This window comes from Thermopolyspora flexuosa, assembly GCF_006716785.1.
Taxonomy (GTDB): Bacteria; Actinomycetota; Actinomycetes; order Streptosporangiales; family Streptosporangiaceae; genus Thermopolyspora; species Thermopolyspora flexuosa.
Window position 1 is genome coordinate 90,915 of sequence record NZ_VFPQ01000001.1, and the last position, 23,743, is coordinate 114,657.

Annotated in this window: 22 protein-coding genes; 17 read left to right on the plus strand and 5 right to left on the minus strand. The window is 73.5% G+C overall.

Features of this window, described 5'->3' with window-relative positions; translation table 11 throughout:
* Positions 1-1,037: 1,037 nt before the first annotated feature.
* The 4 genes from FHX40_RS00385 (at position 1,038) to FHX40_RS00400 (ending at position 6,617) form a co-directional block, all read left to right on the plus strand.
* On the plus strand, positions 1,038-2,012 hold the full coding sequence (locus FHX40_RS00385; RefSeq protein WP_142257744.1) for a zinc-binding dehydrogenase: 975 nt from the start codon (positions 1,038-1,040) through the stop codon (positions 2,010-2,012).
* A 236-nt stretch (positions 2,013-2,248) separates the two neighbouring features.
* A complete protein-coding gene (locus FHX40_RS00390) occupies positions 2,249-3,583 on the plus strand; it encodes a citrate synthase (protein ID WP_142257745.1) in 1,335 nt (444 codons plus the stop codon).
* 172 nt (positions 3,584-3,755) lie between these two features.
* Positions 3,756-5,066 carry a PP2C family protein-serine/threonine phosphatase gene (locus FHX40_RS00395; RefSeq protein ID WP_211350120.1) on the plus strand — a complete coding sequence of 437 codons (1,311 nt, stop codon included), beginning with the start codon at positions 3,756-3,758 and terminating at the stop codon, positions 5,064-5,066.
* Between the two features lie 195 nt (positions 5,067-5,261).
* Positions 5,262-6,617 (plus strand): aminomethyl transferase family protein, encoded by a 1,356-nt coding sequence (locus FHX40_RS00400; RefSeq protein WP_142257746.1) that lies wholly within the window; start codon positions 5,262-5,264, stop codon positions 6,615-6,617.
* A gap of 77 nt (positions 6,618-6,694) precedes the next feature.
* Here FHX40_RS00400 and FHX40_RS00405 read toward each other — a convergent pair whose 3' ends face one another.
* The 3 genes from FHX40_RS00405 to FHX40_RS00415 all read right to left on the minus strand — a co-directional run bounded on the left by FHX40_RS00405 (position 6,695) and on the right by FHX40_RS00415 (position 9,929).
* Positions 6,695-7,378 (minus strand): response regulator, encoded by a 684-nt coding sequence (locus FHX40_RS00405; RefSeq protein ID WP_211350475.1) that lies wholly within the window; start codon positions 7,376-7,378, stop codon positions 6,695-6,697.
* Positions 7,375-9,033, minus strand: a complete 1,659-nt coding sequence (locus FHX40_RS00410; RefSeq protein ID WP_142257747.1) for a sensor histidine kinase — start codon at positions 9,031-9,033, stop codon at positions 7,375-7,377. Before FHX40_RS00410 ends, FHX40_RS00405 begins: the two co-directional genes overlap by 4 nt.
* A 398-nt stretch (positions 9,034-9,431) precedes the next feature.
* On the minus strand, positions 9,432-9,929 hold the full coding sequence (locus FHX40_RS00415) for a copper chaperone PCu(A)C domain-containing protein (protein ID WP_142257748.1): 498 nt from the start codon (positions 9,927-9,929) through the stop codon (positions 9,432-9,434).
* Between the two features lie 192 nt (positions 9,930-10,121).
* Between FHX40_RS00415 and FHX40_RS00420 the strand changes: the two genes are divergently transcribed.
* The 6 genes from FHX40_RS00420 (at position 10,122) to FHX40_RS00445 (ending at position 15,314) form a co-directional block, all read left to right on the plus strand.
* The gene (locus tag FHX40_RS00420) at positions 10,122-11,783 is read left to right on the plus strand and encodes a pentapeptide repeat-containing protein (protein ID WP_142257749.1); all 1,662 of its coding nucleotides are present in this window, start codon (positions 10,122-10,124) and stop codon (positions 11,781-11,783) included.
* 122 nt (positions 11,784-11,905) lie between these two features.
* A complete protein-coding gene (locus FHX40_RS00425; RefSeq protein ID WP_142257750.1) occupies positions 11,906-12,136 on the plus strand; it encodes a hypothetical protein in 231 nt (76 codons plus the stop codon).
* Positions 12,137-12,349: 213 nt separating this feature from the next.
* Positions 12,350-13,849: a cytochrome bc1 complex cytochrome b subunit gene (qcrB, locus tag FHX40_RS00430; protein WP_142257751.1), complete on the plus strand. Its 1,500-nt coding sequence runs from the start codon at positions 12,350-12,352 to the stop codon at positions 13,847-13,849.
* 64 nt (positions 13,850-13,913) lie between these two features.
* Entirely contained in the window at positions 13,914-14,120 is a 207-nt protein-coding gene (locus FHX40_RS00435; RefSeq protein ID WP_142257752.1) for a hypothetical protein, read from the plus strand.
* A gap of 37 nt (positions 14,121-14,157) precedes the next feature.
* Positions 14,158-14,721: an NADPH-dependent FMN reductase gene (locus FHX40_RS00440; RefSeq protein WP_142257753.1), complete on the plus strand. Its 564-nt coding sequence runs from the start codon at positions 14,158-14,160 to the stop codon at positions 14,719-14,721.
* Between the two features lie 56 nt (positions 14,722-14,777).
* Complete coding sequence (locus FHX40_RS00445; RefSeq protein ID WP_142257754.1) at positions 14,778-15,314, plus strand: flavin reductase family protein; 537 nt, start codon at positions 14,778-14,780, stop codon at positions 15,312-15,314.
* A 6-nt stretch (positions 15,315-15,320) separates the two neighbouring features.
* Here FHX40_RS00445 and FHX40_RS00450 read toward each other — a convergent pair whose 3' ends face one another.
* On the minus strand, positions 15,321-15,812 hold the full coding sequence (locus FHX40_RS00450) for a hypothetical protein (protein ID WP_142257755.1): 492 nt from the start codon (positions 15,810-15,812) through the stop codon (positions 15,321-15,323).
* Between the two features lie 209 nt (positions 15,813-16,021).
* Here FHX40_RS00450 and FHX40_RS00455 point away from each other — a divergent pair, with 209 nt between their 5' ends.
* From FHX40_RS00455 to FHX40_RS00480, 6 genes are read left to right on the plus strand one after another with little or no spacing between them, the layout of a single operon-like run.
* The gene (locus FHX40_RS00455; RefSeq protein ID WP_229788790.1) at positions 16,022-17,584 is read left to right on the plus strand and encodes an ABC transporter substrate-binding protein; all 1,563 of its coding nucleotides are present in this window, start codon (positions 16,022-16,024) and stop codon (positions 17,582-17,584) included.
* A complete protein-coding gene (locus FHX40_RS00460) occupies positions 17,581-18,570 on the plus strand; it encodes an ABC transporter permease (protein WP_142257756.1) in 990 nt (329 codons plus the stop codon). Before FHX40_RS00455 ends, FHX40_RS00460 begins: the two co-directional genes overlap by 4 nt.
* Positions 18,570-19,466 (plus strand): ABC transporter permease, encoded by an 897-nt coding sequence (locus FHX40_RS00465; RefSeq protein WP_142257757.1) that lies wholly within the window; start codon positions 18,570-18,572, stop codon positions 19,464-19,466. The genes FHX40_RS00460 and FHX40_RS00465 overlap by 1 nt, the downstream gene beginning before the upstream one ends.
* Positions 19,467-19,486: 20 nt before the next feature.
* Positions 19,487-20,470, plus strand: a complete 984-nt coding sequence (locus FHX40_RS00470; protein WP_142257758.1) for an ABC transporter ATP-binding protein — start codon at positions 19,487-19,489, stop codon at positions 20,468-20,470.
* On the plus strand, positions 20,463-21,143 hold the full coding sequence (locus FHX40_RS00475) for an ABC transporter ATP-binding protein (RefSeq protein WP_142257759.1): 681 nt from the start codon (positions 20,463-20,465) through the stop codon (positions 21,141-21,143). The genes FHX40_RS00470 and FHX40_RS00475 overlap by 8 nt, the downstream gene beginning before the upstream one ends.
* Positions 21,144-21,175: 32 nt before the next feature.
* Positions 21,176-22,003, plus strand: coding sequence for a universal stress protein (locus FHX40_RS00480; RefSeq protein WP_142257760.1), 828 nt, complete (start codon positions 21,176-21,178; stop codon positions 22,001-22,003).
* Between the two features lie 244 nt (positions 22,004-22,247).
* Here FHX40_RS00480 and FHX40_RS00485 read toward each other — a convergent pair whose 3' ends face one another.
* On the minus strand, positions 22,248-22,658 hold the full coding sequence (locus FHX40_RS00485; RefSeq protein WP_142257761.1) for a DUF2795 domain-containing protein: 411 nt from the start codon (positions 22,656-22,658) through the stop codon (positions 22,248-22,250).
* A 222-nt stretch (positions 22,659-22,880) separates the two neighbouring features.
* On the opposite strand from FHX40_RS00485, the gene FHX40_RS00490 reads away from it, so the two are divergent.
* A complete protein-coding gene (locus FHX40_RS00490; protein ID WP_142257762.1) occupies positions 22,881-23,723 on the plus strand; it encodes an MBL fold metallo-hydrolase in 843 nt (280 codons plus the stop codon).
* Positions 23,724-23,743: the final 20 nt, after the last annotated feature.

Sequence of the window (23,743 nt, forward strand, 5' to 3'; positions counted from 1 at the left end):
GCCCATGTAGGTACATAGAGACCAATATCGGGACAACTCTCTCGGTCGGGTTCGGCTCTGCAACGGGCATCGGGACGATGGTCAAACCCCTTTGCGCCGTCAAAGTTCGGCAAAGCCTGCGCCGCCCGCCGTCTCCGAAACCGCGCCGTCATCGGGAGATCGTGCCTTCGCTGCGACTCATCGGCGCCATGTTCGACGGTCGCCGGGAGCCCTCGCATCGGCAAAGACGCGGGGTGAGCCGCGAAGGTAGATCTTTTCCTCTCGGGTACGGCCGGCCTCGCTCACCTGTTCGCATTCCCGGTGCCGCCGGGCCGTGGCCGATCGTTCCGCGCCCGTGACCGGTGATCTTCGGAGGTGCATCGGCGCAGGTCGGGGGGTGTCACGCCGGGAGCGGTCCCCGGGCGCGCACAGGGGCGGCCGGTTCGCGGCCCGGGCCGGCCCGGCGGTGCGGACGATGTTTCCGGCTCGCTTTCCCCATCGGGCACGCCGGTGCCGGGAAACCGGATTCCGCGACGCCCAGGGAAACACCGTTCACGCTTGACGGCATCCGTGCAGGCGTTTCCACAAAGTATTTGACCGGCACCGCGACCCGTGTGAAGGCCGATCGGGGAATGCGCCGCCGGTACGGCCTCGGTGTCGCGAACGCCGGGCCGTACCGGCGATCGCGACGGCGGAACGCGCCAGCGATGAAAGATGACCGCGCAATCGGTCCCCGCGATCACCGGCGAGCGGCCGATGCCGGAAATCGACACCGCCGTCCCGAATTCCGCTCGAATCCGGAACCACCGGCCGAGCGGCAAGGACGACCATCCGGTGGACCGGGAGGCCCGCCAGGCGTTCCGACGGCTCCAGCCGGGCATCCGCTGCCCGAGTGGCCGCCCGGCCTGCGCCCGACCGACGCGCCGCAGGTGAACGCGATCGGCGGACTCGCCGAAATCCCTGGTCAGAGGGCGTCGCCGCCAGGCTTGACCTCAAGCGAAGTCGAGGTCGGAGACTGTCGGGCGTACCGGCCCGACGACGACAGGAGTCTGATCACGATGCGTGCCATCCAGGTGCGGGAGTTCGGCGGCCCGGAGGTGCTGGAGCCGGTGGAGCTGCCGGATCCGGTCCCCGGACCCGGGCAGGTCGTGGTGGACGTGGCGGTGACCGACGTCATCTACCTCGACGTGATGCGGCGCTCCGGTCGGGCCGGGCCGGCCGCGCCCGCCCTGCCGTACGTGCCCGGCCGCGGGGGCGCCGGGCGGGTGCTCGCGGTGGGGGAGGGCGTGGACCCCGCGTGGGTGGGCCGCCGGGTGGTGGCGCGCACCGACGGCGGGTACGCCGAGCGCCTGCTCGCCGCCGAGGAGGAAATCGTCGAGGTGCCCGACGGGCTCGGCCTGCGGGAGGCGGCGGCCGTGCTGCACGACGGCGGCACCGCGGTCGGCCTGTTCGAGGCCACGCCCGCGGCCGCGCACGACTGGGTGCTCGTCACCGCCGCGGCCGGGGGAGCGGCCCACCTGCTGGTCCAGCTCGCGGGCGACGCCGGGGCCCGGGTGGTGGCCGCCGCCCGGGGGGAGCGGAAGCTCGCCATGCTCCGCGGCCTCGGCGTGGCGGCCGTGGTCGACTACTCCGAGCCGGGCTGGCCGGACCGGGTGCGCGCGGTGACCGGCGGCTCCGGCGTCGACCTCGTCTTCGACGGCGCGGGCGGCGAGTACGGCAGGGCCGCGTTCGACGCCGTGGCCGACGGCGGCCGGTTCGTCACGTACGGCTCGGCGGGCGGTGGCCTGACCGTGATCGACCCCGCCCATGCCGCGGAACGGAACGTGACCGTGCACAACCCGCTGTTCGCCGGGCCGCCCCCGGACCCGGCGACCGCCCGCGCCCGCATCGCCCGGGCGCTCGAGCTCACCGCCAAGGGCGTGCTCCGGCCGCACATCGGCGCGGTCCACCGCCTTGACCAGGCCGCCGAGGCGCACCGGGCACTCGAGGAACGACGTACCCTGGGCAGGGCGCTGCTGCTCGTCTCCGGCTGATCGCACGCCGCTCCGGCGGGCCGGTCACGCCGGGCGCGACGGGGCGGCGGCGCCGGGCCTCCGGAATCCCTGCGGGACCGGGGATTTTGTTCCGTACCGGGGGTGCTGACAGCCGTTGTTACCGGCACTGGGACACTACGTGGGAAAAGGTTTGCCCACGTACGAGTTGTCCGTTCGGACAGTCCACAAGATGTCCAGACGGGCTTCGTCCTACGGCCGGTAAAGAGGAGACCGAGATGACGATCAGTCCGCAGGCTCGGCGCGGAGAGGAAGCTGCCGGATCCTCCGGGACCGCTTTCAGGCTCGAGTACGACAAGGGTTCCTTGTCACTCCCGGTCCGTCCGGTCACCGAAGGGCCGGCCGGAATCGACGTGAGCAGCCTCCTCAAGGAGACCGGACACGTCGCGGTGGACCCCGGGTACGCGAACACGGCGAGCTGCGCCTCGGCCATCACCTACATCGACGGTGAGGCGGGCATTCTGCGCTACCGCGGCTACCCGATCGAGCAGCTCGCGGAGAAGTCCACCTTCCTCGAGGTCGCCTACCTGTTGATCTACGGCGAGCTGCCGACCCGTAAACAGCTCGACGAGTTCACCACCAACATCACCAAGCACACGCTGCTGCGTGAGGAGATGCGGCTGTTCTTCGACGGCTTCCCGCGGGACGCCCACCCGATGGCCGTGCTCTCCTCGGCGGTGAGCGCGCTGTCCACCTTCTACCAGGACAGCCTCGACCCGTTCGACAAGGACCAGGTCGAGATCTCCACGATTCGGCTCCTGGCGAAGTTCCCGACCATCGCCTCCTACGCCCACCAGAAGTCGATCGGTCGTCCTCTGCTCTACCCGGACAACTCGCTGGGCTACGTGGAGAACTTCCTCCGCATGACCTTCGGCGTGCCGAGCGAGCCGTACGAGGTGGACCCGGTCCTCGTCAACGTGCTCGACATGCTGTTCATCCTGCACGCCGACCACGAGCAGAACTGCTCCACCTCGACGGTACGGCTCGTCGGCTCCAGCCACGCCAACCTGTTCGCCTCGGTGTCGGCCGGCGTGAACGCCCTGTTCGGCCCGCTGCACGGCGGCGCCAACCAGGCCGTGCTGGAGATGCTGCAGGACATCTACAACTCCGGCGGCGACGTCAAGGCCTTCGTCGAGAGGGTGAAGCGGAAGGAGAAGGGCGTCCGCCTCATGGGCTTCGGCCACCGGGTCTACCGCAACTACGACCCGCGGGCCGCGATCGTGAAGAAGGCCGCCCAGGAGGTGCTCTCCCGGACCGGCCAGGGCGACCCGCTGCTCGACCTCGCCATGAGCCTTGAGGAGATCGCCCTCAACGACGAGTACTTCATCGAGCGCAAGCTCTACCCGAACGTCGACTTCTACACCGGCCTGATCTACAAGGCCATGGGCTTCCCCACCGAGATGTTCACCGTGCTGTTCGCGATCGGCCGCCTCCCCGGCTGGATCGCCCAGTGGCGGGAGATGATCGAGGACCCGATGACGAGGATCGGCCGTCCCCGCCAGCTCTACGTGGGCCCGTCCGCCCGCGACTACGTGCCGATCGAGCAGCGCTGATCCGGGCGTTTCCCTCGCCCCTGGGGGCCGGTTCTGTGGGTGCACAGGACCGGCCCCCAGGGCTCTTTCCGGGCGCCTCCGCCGCGTCGGCTCCCTCCGCCGTCCGCCGATCCGCGTGCCCGCCCCGGTTCGCGGGTAACGGACGGGGACAGGTGCGACAGGAAGGGGAGGCATGGCGAGGCGAACGCCCGTCGGTCCGGCCGGCCTGGGCGGCGAGACCGGCCCCGCGGACGACGACCCGCCGCGGCCGCCGGAGCCGGAGCCGCACGAGGAGGCCGGGCCGTACCGCCGGTCGGCCATGCTGCTCGACGCCGCGCTGGAGATCGGCGCGGAGCTCGACCTCAACACGGTCCTGGGCACCATCGTCGACGTGTCGATGCGGGTGGTGCCGTCCCGGTACGGCGCGCTCGGCGTGCTCGACGAGTCGGGCGGGTTCAGCGCGATGATCAGCCGCGGGTACTGCTCGGACCGGTCGGCGGCGCGCGGCGAGGAGATGCCGCACGGCACCGGGCTGCTCGGCGAGCTGGTGCGCGATCCCCGGCCGCTGCGGCTGGACGACCTGTCCACCCATCCGGGCTCGGCCGGGTTCCCCGAGGACCACCCGGTGATGACGTCCCTGCTCGGCGTGCCGATCGAGGTGCGCACGACGGTCTACGGCAACCTCTACCTCGCCGACAAGATCGGCGGGCCGTACACGCAGGAGGACGAGGACATCCTGATCGCGCTCGCCCGGGTGGCGGGCGTGGCGATCGAGAACGCGCACCTGTACCGGCGGCTGCGGCGCATCACCGAGGACTTCCAGCGGCGGCTGCTCCCGCCCATGCCGCAGGTCGAGGGCTGGGAGCTGGAGAGCCGCTACCTGCCCGCCACCCGGCTGCCGAACATCGGCGGCGACTGGTACGACCTGTTCCAGCTGCCCGACGGGGCGGCCTGCCTCGCGGTCGGCGACGTGATGGGCCACGACGCGCGCGCCGCCAACACGATGGCCCAGATCAGCAACATGCTCCGGGTCGTCGCCTACTACCGGCGGGAGCCGCCGAGCGACGTCCTGCACGACCTCGACCGGGCCCTGCACGACCTGCACGGCGGCCCGATGGCCACCGTGCTCCTCGCCCGCGTGGAGCCGTCCGCCTCCGGCGCCGCCCTGCTGCGCTGGGCGAGCGCGGGCCATCTGCCGCCGCTGCTCATCGTCCCCGGCGAGCGGGCCCGGTTCCTGCGCACCGAGCCCGGCCTGCCGCTCGGCGTCGACTTCGCCGTGCCCCGCCCCGACCACCACACCGAGCTTCCCGCGGGCGCCGCCGTACTGCTCTACACCGACGGCCTCGTCGAGCACCACGACCTCCACCTCGACGACGGCATGCGCAGGCTCGCCGACATCGCCACCGCCCACGCCGACGCCCCCCTGGCCCGGCTGTGCGACGCCCTCCTCGACGCCACCTTCGACGACGACGTCACCCTCCTCGCCGTCCGCTCCCGCCCCTGACCTGCGGTACGGCTCGCGCCGCGCCGTGGCGGCCCGGGCGACGGGATCGGTCATTTGTCGTAGTGCAGTGTGCCTCGTTGCCGGACGAGATCCGGGTCCGCGGTCGGCTCTACTGGGACGTGGCGGTGCCGGGGGCACCGCGGGCCCGGGCGGCGAGGCCTGGGCCGGGGCACCGGAGCAGGAGGATGTGACGTCGTGGGTGCTGAAAGTCTTGAGGCGGCGATCCAACGTGCGGGATCCGTGGTCGAGCTGCTGCGGAACTCGCCGGCCCGGCCGCACGCCTTCCCGGTGACGCCGGAGTTCACCAACTGGCGCTCCGAGCAGCAGGCGTGGCGGAAGACGTGTGCGCTGCTCGATCAGTCGCACCACATGACCGATCTCTACATCAGCGGCAAGGACACCCTGCGGCTGCTGTCCGACTTCGGCGTCAACACCTTCAAGAACTTCACGCCGGGCAAGGCGAAGCAGTACGTCGCGGTCAACAAGGACGGGTACCTCATCGGCGACGCCATCCTCTTCCACCTCGAGGAGAACCTCGTCGACGTCGTCGGCCACGTGACCGTGCCGAACTGGCTCGAGTACCACGCCAAGGCCGGCGGTTACGACGTGACGATCGAGCGCGACCCGAACTCGGTCGAGCGCCCGGCCGGGCAGCCGCCGAGGCTCTACCGGTACGAGCTGCAGGGCCCGACCGCGGTGCGGCTGCTGGAGAAGGTCACCGGTGGCCCGCTGCCGCAGGTGAAGTTCTTCAACATGACCGAGCTCACCATCGCCGGCCGCAAGGTGCGGGCGCTGCGGCACGGCATGGCCGGGCAGCCCGGGTTCGAGGTGTTCGGCCCGTGGGAGGACGGCGAGGCCGTGCTCGAGGCGCTGCTCGAGGCCGGCAAGGAGTTCGGGCTCGTGCGGGCCGGCGCCAAGGCGTACTCGACGGCGAACCTCGAGTCGGGCTGGATCCCGACCGCGGTCCCCGCGATCTTCGGCCCGGAGGAGCGGGAGTACCGGGAGTGGCTGCCGCTCGCCCAGGTCGGCTCGCTCGGCGGCAGCTTCGTCTCCGACGACATCACCGACTACTACGTCACGCCGTACGACATCGGCTACGGCCACATCGTCAAGTTCGACCACGACTTCCTCGGCCGCGAGGCCCTGGAGCGCATGGCCGGCGAGGCACGCCGTACCAAGGTGACGCTGGTGTGGAACCCGGACGACCTCGCCGCCGCGCAGCGCACGCTGTACGAGGACGGCGTCCCGGCCAAGTACCTCGAGTTCCCCAAGAGCCGCTACGCCTTCTACCAGGTCGACGCGGTGCAGAAGGACGGGAGGCTCGTCGGCCTCTCGCTCGACGTCGGCTACATCGCCAACGAGCACGCGTACGTGTCGCTCGCCACGGTCGACCGTGACCTGGCCGAGCCGGGCACCGAGGTCACCGTGCTGTGGGGCGAGGAGCCGAACACGGCCAAGCCGGCCGTCGAGCCGCACCGCCAGGTCGCGATCCGCGCGACGGTCGCGCCCGCCCCGTTCGTGCAGGAGGTGCGGGAGCACTACCGCAAGTGACCGAACGGGGGCGTGGCCCCCGGGACCGGGGCCGGTCGGCACTCTCCCGCCCGCACTCGCCGACCGGCCCCCACCGGTCACGGATCCTCGGGCGGCGGCGGCGCCAGACCCTCCCGTACGGCCACCAGGGCCGCCTGGGTCCGGGAGGTGAGGCGCAGCTTGCGCAGCACGTTGCTGACGTGCGTGCGCGCGGTACGCTCGCTGATCACCAGCTCGTCGGCGATCTCCCGGTTGGTACGGCCACCGGCGATCAGGGTGAGGACGGCCCGCTCCCGCTCGGTGAGCGCGCTCACCCCGCTGGGCGCGATCATCTCCCGGGTGAGGCGCCGGGCGACGGCCGGGTCGAGGAACGTCTCGTCGCGCGCGGCGGCGCGGATCGCCGAGGCGACCTCGTTCGGCCCCACGCTCTTGAGCAGGTAGCCGGACGCGCCGTTGCCGAGCGCGGCGTGCACCCGCTCGATCTCGCCGAAGCTCGTCAGGATCACCACCTTGACGTCCGGGTACTCCTGGGTGATCCGTCCGGTGGTCGCCACGCCGTCGAGCCGGGGCATGAGCAGGTCGAGCAGGACGACGTCCGGCGCCTCCCCGTGGGCGGACATCTTCCGCAGCAGGGCGAGGGCCTCCTCGCCGTCCTCCGCCTCGGCCACGACCTCCATGTCGTCGAGCACCTCGAGGTACGCGCGCAGGCCGCGGCGCACGACCGCGTGGTCGTCGACGATCAGCACGCGGATCCGCCTCGGGGTCTCCTCTGTGGTGTTCACGATGCCCGTTCCTGAGTGTCGAGGACGGCCCAGTCGCCCGTCCTCCGGTCGAGGATTCGATCGGAGAGCGGGAATCCGGCCGCCACGGCCGGTGACACGGGCGGCAACGGCACCGTGAGCCGGACGACGGTGCCGCGGCCCTCCTCTGGTCGGATGGTCACGGTACCCCCCCATCGCTCCGCCCTCTCCCGCATCGCTCGCAGGCCGTACCCGGCCTGGATCTCGCAACTGTCGTCGTTTCGGCCGATCGTGCCGCACCAGCGGCCGTCGTCGATCACGCTCGCCCTGAGCCGTTCGCCGTGGAGCCGCATCCGGATCGTCACGTTCTCCGCCTCGGCGTGCTTCACCACGTTGTGCACCGCCTCGGAGACGATGCGGTAGACGTCCTCGGCGAGCTCCCCCCGGACGCGCTCCAGACCCGGGCCGATGTCGACGACGAAGTTCAGGCCGGTGCGGTTGGCGGTGCTGTCGACCAGGGCCCGCACCGCCTCCTCGAGGCCGTCGAGCTCGGCCGCGGACCTCGGGCGCAGCTCGTGCACCATCGCGCGCAGGTCGGCGAGCACGGTCTGGGAGAGCGTGCCGACCTCGTCGGCGATGCGCCGTACCTGCTCCGAGGGTACGGCACCGCCCCGCGAGCCGAGCACCTCCATCGACTTGGCCAGCATGCTGATCGAGAACACCTGCTGCACGATCGAGTCGTGCAGGTCGCGGGCGATGCGCTGGCGCTCCTCGCGGCGCGCCGCGTCGCGCTCGCGCTGCAGCAGCGTGGCGTGGTCGACCGCGATCGCCGCCTGCTCCGCCATCGCGCGCAGGAACTCCAGCCGCCGCTTGGTGACCGCCTGGCCGGGCGCGAAGAACACGTTGATCACGCCGGCCGGGGTGCCGCGGATCTTGAGCGGGATGCTCGCGAACGCGTCCCACTTGAGCTCGCTCAGGTAGGAGCGCAGCGGGTCCCAGCCGGGGTTGGTCTGGATCTCCTCCCACCGGTTCGGCACGACGACCGGCCTGCCGGTCCGCAGCGCGTCGAGCATGCGCAGCGCCGCGCCCCGCCGCTGGCAGGTGAGCAGCCGGTCGAAGAAGTCCGGCAGGTGCGTGAAGCCGGCCGCGCCCATGATGCGCAGGTGCCGGCCCGCCTCGTCGAGGGTGAGGATCTGCACCCCGGCCAGCTCGTCGGCCTTCATCACCTCGGAGGCGAGCGCGTCGAGCAGGGCGGGCAGCGAGCACTCGCGGGCGAACTTCGCCGCGGTACGCGCGATCGCGGCGATGCGGCGCCAGCGCTGCCGCTCGTCGGTGACGTCGCGGAACGACACCACGGTGAGCGAGGGATCGGTGGGCAGGCGCTGCGCCCGGTAGGCGAACTCGCGGCGCACGCCCGGCTCGGGGCACCAGGTGGTCACGTGTTCGGTCGAGCCGTCGTCGAACAGCCCGAGCGGCTCGGCCTCGTCGTCCTGGGCGAGCGCGAACGGCGCCTCGGCGCCGATGAGCTCCTGTTCGGGTCGGCCGCACAGCCGTACCCCGGCCGGGTTGAGCTGGACGAACCGCCCGTCCGCGGAGACGACGGCGAGGCCGTCGGGCGCGTCGAGGGCGAGCCGAGCCCAGGACACGGCCGGGGAGGCGGTCACTTCCGCCTCTCCGCCGCGTGATGGACCGGCCATGACGAGCTCCCTTCGCAGTGAATCGCATCACAAGGATGCATGGCGGACGCTGGCAAATCATCCCCGCCAGCGAAGATTGCGTCATTTGTCGCATATCGGACTCGTGGCATCGTCCCGACGATACGGCCGGGGTGGACGCGTCCGCGCGCCCGCCCGGCGCATCGAGCGGGCCGAGGCGGATCCGCGCGCGCGTGGGTGCGGGAGCTGCGCCGGCAGGAGCCGCGTCGCCGCGGCGTCACCGGCGGCGGATCGGCGAAACCCTCGGCATCGTCCGGCGGTCCGCCGGGGAGCGGTTCTCCGGCGAGGAGCGACGGCGTCCGCGCCGCTCGCGGTCATCCGCCCGCGAGCCCTCGCCGTGCATCACGCCGCAGGGTACGACACGGCCCGGACGGCGCGGCCTACCCCTCCTGCCAGGGCCGGAAGGTGGCGCGCCAGTCCGACGGCGGCAGCACGGGAACGTTCACCTCGATCCGGCCGGCCCGCTCGAACCGGAAGGTGACCGGAACGTGCTCGCCGCTGCGCAGCGGCCGGGTGAGCCCGGTGAGCAGCGCCTGCGGCTCGGGGGTGCCACCCACCCGGCGCTGCCGCGGGATCACCGACACGTCGCCGCGCACCCGGGCGCCGTCGAACAGCCCGGGCGAGCCGATCTCGACGAGCCGGTCGTCGGTGGCCCGCTCGCTCACGACCGTGAAGTAGAGCGGCACGTCCTCGCCCTGCCGGAGCGGCCGCCCGCCGGGTGCGCCGATCATGAAGGCGTTCCGGAGCAGGATGCCGTTCGTCTCCCCGTTCGCGCCCTCGGTCGGGTCGTACGGCTCGCTGTACACCGACGCCCCGAGACCGCAGCCGGAGACGAGGGCGGCGACGGCGACCGTCAGGCAAGCCAGGCGCATCCTCATGCCGTCCCTCCACGACTCCTTCCCGCCGCGCAGTGGTTACCCGCCGCCGTGCGGCCCATGCCGCGCCGGGCGTCCCTTGGCCGTCGGCTGGCGACCCGGTTGGCCGGGCTTGGCCGTACCCGCCCGGCGGGGTGGACACAACCGGCATTTGCCGCGCTGTATCCCTGGCAGGATTGATCGCCGGAGGTGGGGATGAAGAGCGACCGCGGATACCTCTGGCTGGGGGCGCTGGCCGGCGTGTGCGCCTTCGTCGGACTGCGGATCCGGCAGCGGCGGCGCGACGGCACCGCCGTACCCGCGACCTCGCCCGACCGGCCCTCCGCGGCGCTCCCGGCGGAGCCGCCGGTGCGGATCGCCGGGCCGGTGCGGGCATCGGTACGGCCGGCGGCCAAGGGGAACGTGCGGGGCACGCCCGGGCCGGTCGACTCCCCGTCGCCCGCGAAGCCGGACCGGTTCGCCGTGGTCACCCGGGCCGTCGCCCTGGTGATCGCCGCGATCGGGACGGTGACCGGCGTGGGCGTCCTGCTGTCGCTGTGGACGCGGGACCGGTGGGGCGCCTACGCGGCCGTGGGCGAGGGCCTGCTGGCCGTCGCGGTGGCCGCGGGCGCGCTGCTCGCCGTCTGGGTGGCGGTCACCGCGCGCGGGCGGGACATCGAGACGTACTTCCGGTCCGGCCGTCGCCGGGACGGGGCGGCGCGGCGGGCGGGCCGGGCGTGGGGCTTCCTGCTCGGCATCCCGCCCGTCCTCGGTCTCGCGATCATCACCGAGCTGCGGGACCTGTACGCCGAGGGCCGCACCCCCGACCTGTTCCCCGTGTTCCCGTTCCCGGTCGAGCCGCCGCTCGACGCCTCGCTCACCGCCCTCCTGCTCACGCTCACCCTCACCTGCTGCCCGCTCGCCCTCTACGTGTACCTGCGGGACCACCTGCCGCGCGGCACGGCCGTCGGGTTCGCGGTGGCGATCCTCGCCGTGATCTTCGTCATCGGCGCGGCGCAGGCCGTGTCCGGCAACGGTCCCATCGAGGCGCTCGGCCTCAGCGTGGAGTCGTACCTGATCGTGGCCGTGCTCTCGATCGGGGCGTTCCTGTGGGCCTTCGACCACCGCTCCGACGCGAGCCGGAGCAACCTGGGGGCGGCCCTCGTCGGCGGCGCGGTGATCGGCTTCATCGTGTTCACCCAGCAGGACATCGCCGCCCGGCAGGCCGCCGAGGAGCAGGACCGGCAGGCGGCCCTCGACGTCATCCGGACCCAGACCGACCTCACCGGCGCGGACCTCGCCTCCCGCGACCTGGCGGGTCTCTCGCTCCGCAACCGCCGCCTCGAGGACGCGAACCTCGACCGCGCGTCGCTGCTCGGCACGGACCTGTCCCGGTCGAGCCTGTCCCGGGCGACCTTCACGGACGCGAAGGCCACCGGCGCCCGGCTCGCCGGCGCGGACCTCACCTGCGCGAACCTCCAGGGCGCCGACCTGCGCGACGCCGACCTCAGCGGCGTCACGCTGCGGATCACCGCCTACCCGCGGCGCCGCGTGATCCGCGTGGGCGACGCCGCGCCCGCGGGGTCGGACCTGTGCCGGGTGGTGGACGGCGACGTCTGGGGCACGGTACGGCTCCGCGGCGCGGACCTGCGCGGGGCGCGGCTCGACGGCGCCGACCTGCGCCGGGCGGACTTCTGCGGCGCGGACCTGCGCGGCGTCGACCTGAGCCGGACCCGGCTGCTCGTGTTCGCCGCCGACGCCCGTGACGACCGCTTCTACGCCCTGTTCCGGGACGCCGTGTTCGACGCTGCCACCCGCTGGCCCGCGCGGGTCGACCCGGGCCGCATCCCGCAGGGGACCGGCGCCTGCCGCTCCTGAGCGACCCGCCTGGCGTCGAGGTGACAGTCGCGCTGCCCCATCTGGCCGGGGGCGGCCCGGCGGGTTACGGTCCGAAGTGAGTGCGATCGTTTCGGTAACCCGTCGATGTGAGAGAGGCCGCCATGCGGGATCGTCACGCCCCTGTCTTCCTCGCCCGGTTCTGCGGCAACTGCAACTGCGGCTGCCCCGAGCTGTACGTCGACCCGGCGGCGGCGCCCGAGCGGCAGGTGATCATCACCGACGACTTCGGGCAGCGGGTGGAGATGAGCGTCGACCAGTTCCGGGACCTCGTCGAGTCGGCGAAGAGCGGCGCGCTCGACGACCTGCTCGACCGGCAGCTCGCCGGAGCCTGAGCCGAGCCCCGGGCGGCGCTCCCGGCCGTCCGCCCGCCCGCGGGCGGGCACGGGCGCGGGCCGCCCGGAATCTCCCGGCTTTGCCGCGGAGAGGAAGGAAACCGGCAAAGCTTCGCACGCCCTGCGGCGGCCACCGGATAAGACCTCCCTGCGGGGGTATGCGGCACCCCTAACGAGACGAGACCGCTCATCTCGTTGGGAGGCGCGGACAGCATGGGTGTGTCGCCGTCGTTCGCCGAGGCCGATGACCGTTTCGGGAGCGCCCGCGCGCTGCGCAGGAACCTCCGCAAGCTGTTTCCCGACCACTGGACGTTCCTGCTCGGGGAGATCGCGCTCTACTCCTTCGTGCTCCTGATCCTCACCGGCACGTTCCTGACGTTCTGGTTTACCCCCTCGATGACCGAGGTGGTGTACGACGGGCCGTACCAGCCGCTGCGCGGCGCGTCGATGAGCCAGGCCTACGCCAGCACCCTTCAGATCAGTTTCGAGGTGCGCGGGGGCCTGCTGCTGCGGCAGATGCACCACTGGGCCGCGCTCCTCTTCGTGGCCGCGATCTTCACGCACCTGCTGCGGGTGTTCTTCACCGGCGCGTTCCGCAAGCCCAGGGAGCTCAACTGGGTGATCGGCGTCGGCATGCTCCTGCTCGCCATCGCCGAGGGGTTCACCGGCTACTCCCTCCCCGACGACCTGCTCTCCGGGACCGGCCTGCGCATCGCCCAGGGGGTCCTGCTCTCCATCCCGCTCGTCGGGACCTACCTGTCGTTCCTCGTCTTCGGCGGGGAGTTCCCGGGCGACATCGTCATCGCGCGGCTGTACCCGGTGCACATCCTGATCATCCCGGCGCTGCTGCTCGCGCTCGTCACCGTGCACCTCATGCTCGTGTGGGTGCAGAAGCACACCCAGTACCGCGGCCTGCACCGGACCGAGCGCAACGTCGTCGGCGCGCCGGTCCTCCCGTCGTTCGCCGCCAAGAGCATCGCGTTCCTGCTGTTCACGGCCGGGGTGATCGCCGGGCTCGGGGCGTTCGCCCAGATCAATCCGGTGTGGCTGTACGGTCCGTACACCCCGACCAACGTGTCCGCCTTCGCCCAGCCCGACTGGTACGTCGGATTCCTCGAGGGCACGCTGCGGCTCATGCCGTCGGTGGAGACCACCCTGTTCGGTCACACGATCGCCTGGAACGTGCTCCTCCCCGCGGTGGTCTTCCCGCTGCTGTTCTTCACCGTCCTGGCGGCCTGGCCGTACCTCGAGCGGCGGATCACCGGCGACCGCGAACCCCACCACATCTGTGACCGCCCCCGCGACGTGCCCACCCGCACCGCCATCGGCGCCGCCGGCATCACCCTGTACGGCGTGGCGTGGGCGGCGGGCGGCGACGACGTGCTCGCCCGCTTCCTCGACCTGAACCTGTTCGGCCTGGTGTGGTTCTTCCGGATCGCCCTGGTGGCCGGCCCGCTGCTCGCCTTCTTCCTCACCCGGCAGATCTGCCTCGGGCTGCAGCGCGCCGACGAGGAGATGGCGCACCACGGCGTGGAGAGCGGCGTGATCGAGCGCGCGCCGAGCGGCGGCTACTACGAGATCCTCACTCCGCCGGATCCGGAGGAGCGGGCGAAGCTGCCCGCCTCCTACAACGGCGGCCCCACCCGGCCGCGGGAGCTCGCACGGCACCGGTCGGGTGGTCCCGGCGCGGACCGGGACGAGGGGTCTCGGTAGGGTTTCATGTATAGCCGGTAGGAAATATTGACATCCTGCCCGGCCGGAACCTAATGTCGCCGGTATGAGCCAAGGCCGACACCCGACCCGGCGCGGGCGTCCCGGTGACCCCGCGGAGTTACCGGGCGAACCGGAATACCCCGGCGAGCTCCACTGGTACGACCTGCCGGACGACGACGCCGAACTCGAGGACGACCGGCCGGCGCCCCGTGCCCGGTGGCGCCTGTCGCGCGCCCTCACCGTGCTCGCCGCCTGGCGGGGCAGGCCATGACCCGGCACATCGACGATCGACGAGAGGACGGTGCGCGGTGAGCGCGAGCATCGTGACCGTGGTCGGGAACCCCCGCCCCGGATCCCGTACCCTGCAGACGGCCGTCGCGGCGACGGCCGCGATCGCGGCGCGGATCGGCCACGACGTGCCGGACGGCGGCGGTGACGTCGTCGACCTGTCGGCGCTCGGCCCGCAGCTGTTCGCCGCGGAGTCCCCGGAGGTCGACGCCGCCCTGAAGCTCGTCACCGGCGCGTCCGTGCTCGTCGTCGCCTCCCCCACCTACAAGGGCACCTACACCGGCCTGCTCAAGGCGTTCCTCGACCGGCTGCCGCCGAACGCGCTCGCCGGCACGGTGGCGCTGCCGCTGCTGGTGCTGGGCCACCCCCGGCACTCCCTCGCGGTCGAGGTCCACCTGCGCCCGCTGCTGGTGGAGCTGGGCGCGGCCGTGCCCACCCCCGGACTCGCCCTCCTCGAAGCCGACCTGCCCCGGCTGGACGAGGTGCTCGCCGGCTGGGCCGACCGCGTGGCCCCGCAGGTCGCCGCCGCGCTCGGCGGCGCGGGCCGCACGGCCGAGGCGGCCGGTACGGCGCAGCCCGCCTAGGGGCAGGCCAGGGAACGGCGGCCGCACCGGGCCGCCCCGGCACCAGGAGTCACCCCATGACCCACACCCTCCCCCCGGGCACCCGTGACCCGGATGCCCGCCCCCTCCGGCCCGTCGACGCCGACCGGTTCCGCCGGGCGCTCGCGGTGCACGCGGCCGGCGTCGTCGTGATCACCGCGCAGAGCGAGGGGACCCCCGTCGGGCTCACCGCGACCTCGTTCTCCTCGGTCAGCCTCAACCCCCCGCTCGTCTCGTTCTACGTCGACCGCTCCTCCACCACCTGGCCTCGCCTGCGGGCGGCGGACCACTTCGCGGTGAACGTGCTCACCGCCGACCAGGCCGAACTGGCCCGGCGGTTCGCCCGTAAGGGCATCGACCGGTTCGCCGCCCCCACCCGCTGGCGTCCCGGGCCGCTCGGCGCGCCGCTGCTGCTCGACGTGTCGGCGCACCTGATCTGCCTGCCGTACGAGTCGATCGACGTGGGGGACCACATCCTCGTGGTCGGCCTCGTCACCGAGGCCGAGGTGCACGAGCCCGGCCACCCCCTCATCTACCAGCGCGGCCGGTTCGGCCGCTTCCTGCCGCAGACCTGATCCCGCTCAGCGCCGCACGGGGAACGCGCCCGCGGGCGTGCGCGCCAGGCCCGCGAGGGCCGCGGCGACCTCCGGGTCGGCGGTGAGCGCGGCGCGCACCGCCGGGTCCGTGTCGAGCAGCAGCGCGAGGTGGCCGAGCGCGTGGGCGGCCACGTGCTCGGGCCGTACCTCGCCCGGCGTGGGGCCGGCCGGGCCGTCGCCCCGGGCGAGCCGCGGCTCGGGAAGATCGATCGCGGGGAGTTCCGGCCACGGGTCGGGGCAGACGGCGTAGCTCAGCACGATCCGCCCGTCCGGCTCGTGGCGCCAGCTCGTGGAGTGCACCACGGTCCGCGCCGCGTCCGCCGGCACCGCCGCGAGCCGGCGGGCGGCCTGGTCGGGGCTCTCCCCGGGCGCGGGCGAGGTGACCAGGTGACGGTACGCCCAGCGGCCGTGACCGGCCACGCGCAGCGCCAGCACCTCGACGACGATCGGCGCCACGGCGACGTTCGCGCTCGACACGTCACTCCCCTCGGAGTGGGACGGATCACGTGATCAGGGCTCGGAGTTCGTAGTTGCCAACGATATGCAGAAGGGAGATTATCGCGGTTGTGTGCCGATCTGGGGTCGCCACGCCCGCGGTGTCCGGATTCGACTCGCATCCTGTAGCAAGGTTCTCGTAGTTGCATAAAACTTGCAATAAGGGAGCGCGCTGATTTACCGTCGGCCCCATGAAGCGCGTTTGGGCCTTGGCCGTGGCCGTGCTCGGCCTGCTGGCGGCCTGCTCCGCCCCCGTTGACGCTCCGGCGGAGGACGACACCTTCGTCATCGGCCTCAGCTCGGAGTTCGACACCCTCAACCCGGTGCTGGGACACGCGCCCGATGGCGGGTCACCGCTGTTCGACGGGCTGGTCAGCCGGGCCGCCGACCTGAGCCTGCGGCCCGCGCTCGCCCGCGAGGTCCCCGAGGTGGACGGCACCACCGTGACCTTCCGGCTGCGCGAGGGCGTGACCTTCCACGACGGCACCCCGCTCACCAGCGAGGACGTCGCCTTCACCTACAACGCCGTGCTGGACCCGGCCAACAACTCCACCATCCGCGGCGACTACGCCGCGATCGAGAAGGTGGAGGCGCCGGACCCGCAGACCGTGGTGTTCCACCTCAAGCACCCGTACGCCCCGATCCTGCAGCGGGCCACGCTCGGCATCGTGCCCAAGCGGCTGCTGGAGGGACAGAGGCTCGACGCGGCCGCGTTCAACACCAGGCCCGTCGGCACCGGGCCGTACCGGTTCGTCTCCTGGACACCCGGTGACAAGATCGTGCTGGAGGCGAACGAGAGTTACTGGGGCGGCGCGCCGGAGATCAAGCGGCTCGTGCTCGCCTTCGTCCCCGACGACAACGCCCGCGCCACCCGGATGGCCGCCGGCGAGCTCGACGCGACCGTGCTGCCGCCCAAGGCCGCGGCCCGCTTCGAGAACCAGAGCGGCCTCCACGTGCACAAGGTGCCGAGCGCGGACTACCGCGGCGTGATGTTCCCGATGAAGCAGCCGGTCACCGGCGACGCCGCGATCCGCAAGGCGCTGAACCTGGCGATCGACCGCGCGGCGATGGTGAACACCATCCTCGCGGGCGCCGGCGAGCCCGCCTTCGGGCCGATCGCGCCCGGCACCCCGTGGCACAACCCCGCGGTCACCGGCTCCGCGAGCCCGGACCGGGAACAGGCCGTGCGCATCCTCGAGGAGGCGGGCTGGAAGCCCGGACCCGACGGCATCCGGGTCAAGGACGGCACCCCCGCCCGGTTCACGCTCATGTACCCGGCGGGCGACTCGCTGCGCAAGGAGCTCGCCCTCGCCGTCGCCTCCGACGCCAGGCGGATCGGCATCGACGTACGGCTCGCCGGGCTCGACTGGGACGCCATCGAGCCGCGCATGGCGAAGGACGCCCTGATCATGGGCTACGGCAGCCCGTACGACCCCGACTACGTCAACTACGAGCTGTTCCACTCCTCCTACGCCGGCCAGGGCTTCTTCAACCCCGGCCATTTCAGCGACCCGCGTGTGGACGAGCTGCTGGAGCACGGGCGCGCCACCGCCGACGAGAAGGAGCGCAAGCACGTCTACGACGAGTTCCAGCAGCGGGTCCACGACCAGGCGCCCTGGGCGTACCTGGTGTACCTCAAGCACGTCTACGTGATCCGCGGCGAGTGGACCGGCATCGAGCCGGCCGTGGAGGCGCACGAGCACGCCACCGGCGGGCTCTTCCGCAACATCCACCAGTGGAAGAGGGCCGCATGAGCCTCTCCGGCGCCCTGGCCAGGCTGGTGGCGTGGCGGCTCGCCTTCGTCGTGCCGCTGCTGCTGGTGGTGACGGCCGCGATGTTCGGGCTCGCCAAGGCGTCCCCGTTCGACCCGGTACGCCAGTACCTGGGGGAGCGGGCGCTCGTCACCAGCCCGGAGATCCGGGAACAGATCCGGGCGAACTGGGGGCTCGACCGCCCGCTCGCCGAGCAGTACCTCACCTGGCTCGGCAACCTGCTCACCGGCGACCTGGGCGAGTCCCGCTCCTTCCACCGGCCGGTCGCCGAGGTGATCGGGGAACGGCTCGGCTGGACCATGCTCGTCACCGGCGCGGCGATCGTGCTCATGCTCGCCGCGGGCCTCGTGCTCGGCACGATCGCCGCCTACCGGCAGGGCTCCTGGGCGGACCGCCTGATCACCGGCGTCGCCTACGCGAGCGAGGCCGCCCCGGTGTTCTGGATCGGCCTCATCGCCATCTGGATCTTCTCGGTCACGCTCGGGTGGCTGCCCGCGGGCGGGCTCACCGACGCGGGCTCGGCGACGGTGACCGTGGGCGAGGTGGCGCGGCACATGATCCTCCCGGTGGCGGTGCTCGCCTTCTCCCAGTCGTCGTGGCTCGTGTTGTTCGTCCGCGAGTCGGTGATCGGCGCGCTCCGGGAGGACTTCGTGATCGGCGCCCGGGCCCGCGGGCTGCGCGAGCGCACCGTGCTCGCCGGGCACGCGCTGCGCTCGGCGCTGCTGCCGTTCCTCACCCTGCTCGGGGCGCGCATCCCCGAGCTGGTGACCGGGGCGATCCTCGTGGAGAGCGTGTTCTCCTGGCCGGGGGTGGCCGGTACGGCGGTGCGGGCCGCGCTCGCGGTCGACTTCCCGCTGCTCGCCGCGCTCACCCTGCTCGCCACGGTCGCGGTCGTGCTCGGCAACCTCGTCGCCGACGCCGCCTACGTGATCGCCGACCCGCGGACCCGGGTGCTGGGGGTGAGCTGATGGACCAGGCCACGGTGACCGGAAGGACGCGGGCCACGGCCGGGAGCCGCCGGTACGGCCCGGCCGCGGGCCGGGCGGTGCGTCGCTCGGTACGGCTCGCCGCCGGGACGCTCGTGCTGCTCGGCCTCGCGGTGGTCGTGGTGCCGCTGGTGGCGCGGGTCGACGAGCGGCTCGTCGACCTCGGCTCGGCCGCGCTGCCGCCCGGCCTCGCCCACCCGTTCGGCACCGACGAGATGGGCCGGGACGTGCTGCTGCGCTCGATCTACGGCCTGCGCGTCTCGCTGCTCGTCGGCCTGGTCGCCGCCGCGGTCTCGGTGGCGATCGGCGGCGTGGTCGGCGTGGTCGCGGGCGCCCTGGGCGGGGTCGTGGACCGGCTGCTCATGCGGGTGGTCGACGGGTTCAACTCGCTGCCGCACCTGCTGCTCGGGATCTTCATCGTGGCGATGTTCGCGCCGAGCGCCTGGGCGGTGATCGTCTCGGTGGGGCTGACCCACTGGACCACGGCCGCGCGCATCGTGCGCTCGGAGGTGCTGAGCCTGCGCGGCCGGCCGTACATCGACGCGGCGATCGGCGGCGGCTCCAGCCGGATGCGGATCATCCGGCGGCACTTCGTGCCCGCGCTCATCCCGCACCTCGGGCTCGCCGCCACGCTCATGGTGCCGCACGCGATCTGGCACGAGACCGCGCTCAGCTTCCTCGGCCTCGGCCTGCCGCCGCACCTCGCCTCCCTCGGCAACATGATCAACGACGGGCAGCGGTCGCTGCTCGCCGGGGCCTGGTGGCCGAGCGTGTTCCCCGGCCTGTTCATCCTCCTCCCCACGCTCGCGGTCGCCGTGCTCGCCCAGCACTGGCGCGACCGCACCAACCCGCGCCGGCGATCGGAGCTGAACCTGTGAGCACGACGAAGGGAGCGGCAGTGACCACCACCGGCGCCGCGACGGCACCCGGCGCGACGGCCACCGCGCAGGCGGCGCGGCTGCGCGTGGCCGGGCTCACCGTACGGTTCCACCTCCCCGACGCCACCGTGCACGCGGTCACCGAGGCGGCGTTCGAGGTCACGCAGGGGCGGTGCCTCGCGCTGGTCGGCGAGTCCGGGTGCGGCAAGTCGGTGATGGCGCACGCCCTGCTCGGGCTGCTGCCCGGCAACGCCACCGTCACCGGGTCGGCCTGGCTGGAGCAACCGGGCGCGCCGCCGCTCGACCTCATCGCCGCGCCGGAGCGGGTGCTCGCCCGGCAGGTGCGCGGGCGCATGATCGGGCTCATCCCGCAGAGCCCGGCCGCGCACCTCACCCCGGTGCGCACCGCCCGCGCCCAGCTCGCCGAGGCGGTGCGCGAGCTCGGCGGCCGGTACACCGCCGACGAGCTGGCCGAACGCGCCGGGCTGCGCCCGCGCGACCTCGACCGGTACCCGCACCAGCTGTCCGGCGGCATGGCCCAGCGGGTCGCCAACGCCGTCGCCCTGGCCGGGGACCCGTGGCTCGTCCTCGCCGACGAGCCCACCACCGGCCTCGACCGGCCGCTGGTCGACGCGACCATGGCCGAGCTGCGGCGGCTGTGCGACGACGGCCGTGCCGTACTGCTCATCACCCACGACCTGCGCGCCGCCGAGCAGGTCGCCGACGACGTCGCGGTGATGTACGCGGGGCGGATCGTCGAGATCGCGCCCGCCGCCGAGTTCTTCCGGGCGCCGCGCCACCCGTACGCCGCGGGGCTGCTCGACGCGCTGCCCACCCGGGCGTTCACCCCGATCCCCGGGCGGCCGCCCGAGCTCACCCGGCTGCCCGCCGGGTGCGCGTTCCGCCCGCGCTGCGGCCGGGCCGACGACGCCTGCGCGGCCCTGCCGCGGATGACGCCGGATGCGCCCGTCGCCTGCCACCACCCGCTGGAGCGCCATGCTTGAGGCTCACGACATCACCGTCGGCTACGACCGCCGCCGGGTCGTCGACGGGGTCGGCATCGCCGTACCGCCGGGCACGACCGTCGGGCTCGCCGGGCCGAGCGGCTGCGGCAAGTCCACCCTCGCCCGGGTGCTCGCCCTGCTGCAGCGGCCCGCCGCCGGGCGGGTGGTGATCGACGGCACGCCCACGCCGGGGTGGCGGCACCGGGCGCCGCGGGAGCTGCGCACCGCGGTCGCGCTCATCTTCCAGCAGCCCCGCCTCGCCGTCGATCCCCGGCTCACCCTCGCCGAGATCATCGAGGAGCCGCTGCGCGCGAACGGCCGCCCGGTGGACCGTGCCGCCGAGCTCGCCGAGGAGATGGGGCTCACCCCCGACCTGCTCACCCGGCGCCCGCACGAGGTGTCCGACGGGCAGCTCCAGCGCGCCTGCGTCGCCCGCGCCCTGACGCTGCGGCCCCGCTACCTGATCTGCGACGAGATGACCACGATGCTCGACGTGTCCACCCAGGCCCACCTCGTCGCCCGGATCGAGGCCTACCGCGAGGCCACCGGCGCGGGCGTGCTCGCGATCAGCCACGACACCGACCTGCTGGCCCGCTGGTGCCAGGGCGCGGACCGGGTGCTCGCCTGGCCCCCGCAGGCCGCACGGACACCGCGGGCCGCCGCGAACACGTAGCAGGTCGTGCCGCCCGGGGCAGGTATCCGGGCATGACATCGCAGCAGCGTCACCGTGTCGTCGTCGGCTTCGACGGGTCCGCGCCGGCGCAGGCCGCGCTCGCCTGGGCGGTGGAGGAGGCCCGCCTGCACGGCGCGCCGCTCGTGGCCGTGACCGTGCTGCGCGAGCGCCCCGGCGCGGACCCGGCCGAGGAGCCGGTCCTCGGCCCGCTGCGCCGGCTGGCCGCCGAGGTCGCGGGCGACGGGGTGGAGTTCCGCCACTTCCACGGCTCGCCCGCGGCCGGGCTCGTCGCCGCGTGCGGGCCCGCCGACCTGCTCGTGGTGGGCTCGGCCGGTGGCGGCTGGGGCGGGCCGCCGCTGGGCTCGGTGAGCCGGGCCTGCCTGCACCACGCCCCCTGCCCGGTGGCCGTGATCCCGGAGTTCGCGCGCGAGCGGCCCCGGTACGACCGGATCGTCGCCGGGGTGGACGGCTCGGTGCCCTCCCGCCGGGCGCTGCGCTTCGCCGCGCACGAGGCCGCGCTGCGCGGCGTACGGCCGGTGGTCGTCCACGCGGTGCACTGGGACCACCTGGGCGTCGAGTTCGTCACCCCCACCCCCGACGAGCTGATCTCCTGGGGCGAGCGGCTGGTGGCCGGCGAGCTCGCCGAGACGGGCGTCGACGCGGAGACCGAGATCGTGTACGGCCATCCCCGGCAGGTCCTCATCGAGGCCGCCGAGGAGGCCGACCTGCTCGTGCTCGGGCACAGCGGCCACAACCCGCTCGCCGGGCTGCTGCTGGGCTCCACGAGCGACCACTGCGCCCGCCAGGCCCCCTGCCCGGTGGTCGTGGTACGGCCCGGCCGCGACGACGGCCACGGGTGAGCGCCGGGGCGGCGGTCAGGCCGGCGGGCGATGCCGCAGCGAGCGCCCGGCGCCCGGATCACCCGCGTGCGACGGCGCGCCGCGCGACGCCCAGGCGACCCGTGCGCCCCGCCGGGCACTTCCGGCCCGGGTCATCGCGCGTCGACGCGAGGCCCGGTGGCCAGGGCCGCGTCACCGGCGGCGATCGACGGCCGTGCCGTACCCGAGCGGTGCAGGCCCTGCCGGCTCGCCGGCCCGGTGACGGTCAGTCGTGCCGGCGGGAGATGCCGAGTTCGCGGGCGACGTCCTCGACGTTGGCGTAGGTGCGTCTCGGCAGCGAGCGGACCGCGGCGAGCACGGGTTCCGGGGCGAACCGGGTCGCCGCGCGGGACAGCAGCGTGTCCCGGTCGGCCGGGAACGCGTGCACCCCGCTGATCCACTTCGCCAGGTCGCTGCGCTCGTCGACGTCCCTGGAGCTCAGGCCCTCGGGGGAGCCCGGCTCGTGGACGGGGGACCGGGTCGCCGAGGTCGGCCCCTCGTCCCCGGCGGCGGTCAGCGGCTCGGTCTCCCGCCACTCCTCGGTGTGCGGGCTCTCCCCACCCCGGATGAGGCCCTGGACCTCGTGCTTCTGCTCCTCGTCGAGCCGCCTGCCGTGCTTGGAGCTCTCGCGTTGCATGCGTGCCCCCCTTCTCGCCCTGACGGCCCTACCCCGCATGACGCCGGGAAACGTCGGCGCGCGGCGCTGTGGCCGCCGGGCCGTGTGAGGGCCGCCCGCATGGGCAGCAGCGACCCTATCCGGCGATCGGCCGCCTCCGGTACGGCGCACCGTCGGCCGGGGTGTGCGGCATGGAGCCGCGATGAGGACGAGGACCGCACCGGCGAGGGTGAGGGGATCGCGATGACGCTCGGGCGCGAGAAGGGCAGCGCGTTGTTCGTCGGGAACGCCACCCTGCTGATCCGCTACGGCGGCTTCACGATCCTCACCGACCCGAACTTCCTGCACCGCGGCCAACGCGCGTACCTCGGGTACGGCCTGACCACGAAGCGCCGCACCGAGCCCGCGCTGCGCGTGCACGAGCTGCCGCCGATCGACGTGATCGTGCTCTCCCACATGCACGGCGACCACTGGGACCGCGTGGCCCGCCGCGGGCTCGACCCCAGGACGCCGGTGGTCACCACCCCGCAGGCCGCCCGCGTCCTCGCCCGCCAGGGCTTCGAGACCTCCGTCGGCCTCGAGGACTGGGAGACCCACCGGCTGTACGGCCCGGGCGGCACGCTCACCATCACCGCGGTGCCCGCCCGGCACGGGCCGTGGCCCGCCCACCTGCTGCTGCCGCCGGTGATGGGCAGCGTGCTCACCTTCACCGACGAGGCCGGCGAGGTGACGCTGCGCGTGCTGATCAGCGGCGACACGGTGCTCTCCCGCGAGCTGGCCGAGATCCCGCGCCGCTTCCCCGACCTCGACCTCGGCATCGTGCACCTCGGCGGCACCCGGCTGCTGCGCCTGCTCACCGTCACCATGAACGGCCGCCAGGGCGCCCGCTGGGTGGCGGTCATGCGCCCGCGCCGGGTGCTGCCGGTGCACTTCGACGACTACACCGTGTTCCGCTCGCCGCTCGCCGACTTCCGGCGCGAGGTCGAGCGCACGCCGTACGGCGGGCGGCTCGTCTGCCTGGACCGCGGGGAGAGCCTGGAGCTCACCCCGCGGTCCTTCCCCGCGGCGCAGCCGCAGCCGGGCTGACGGCCGGGCCGTACCGCGGG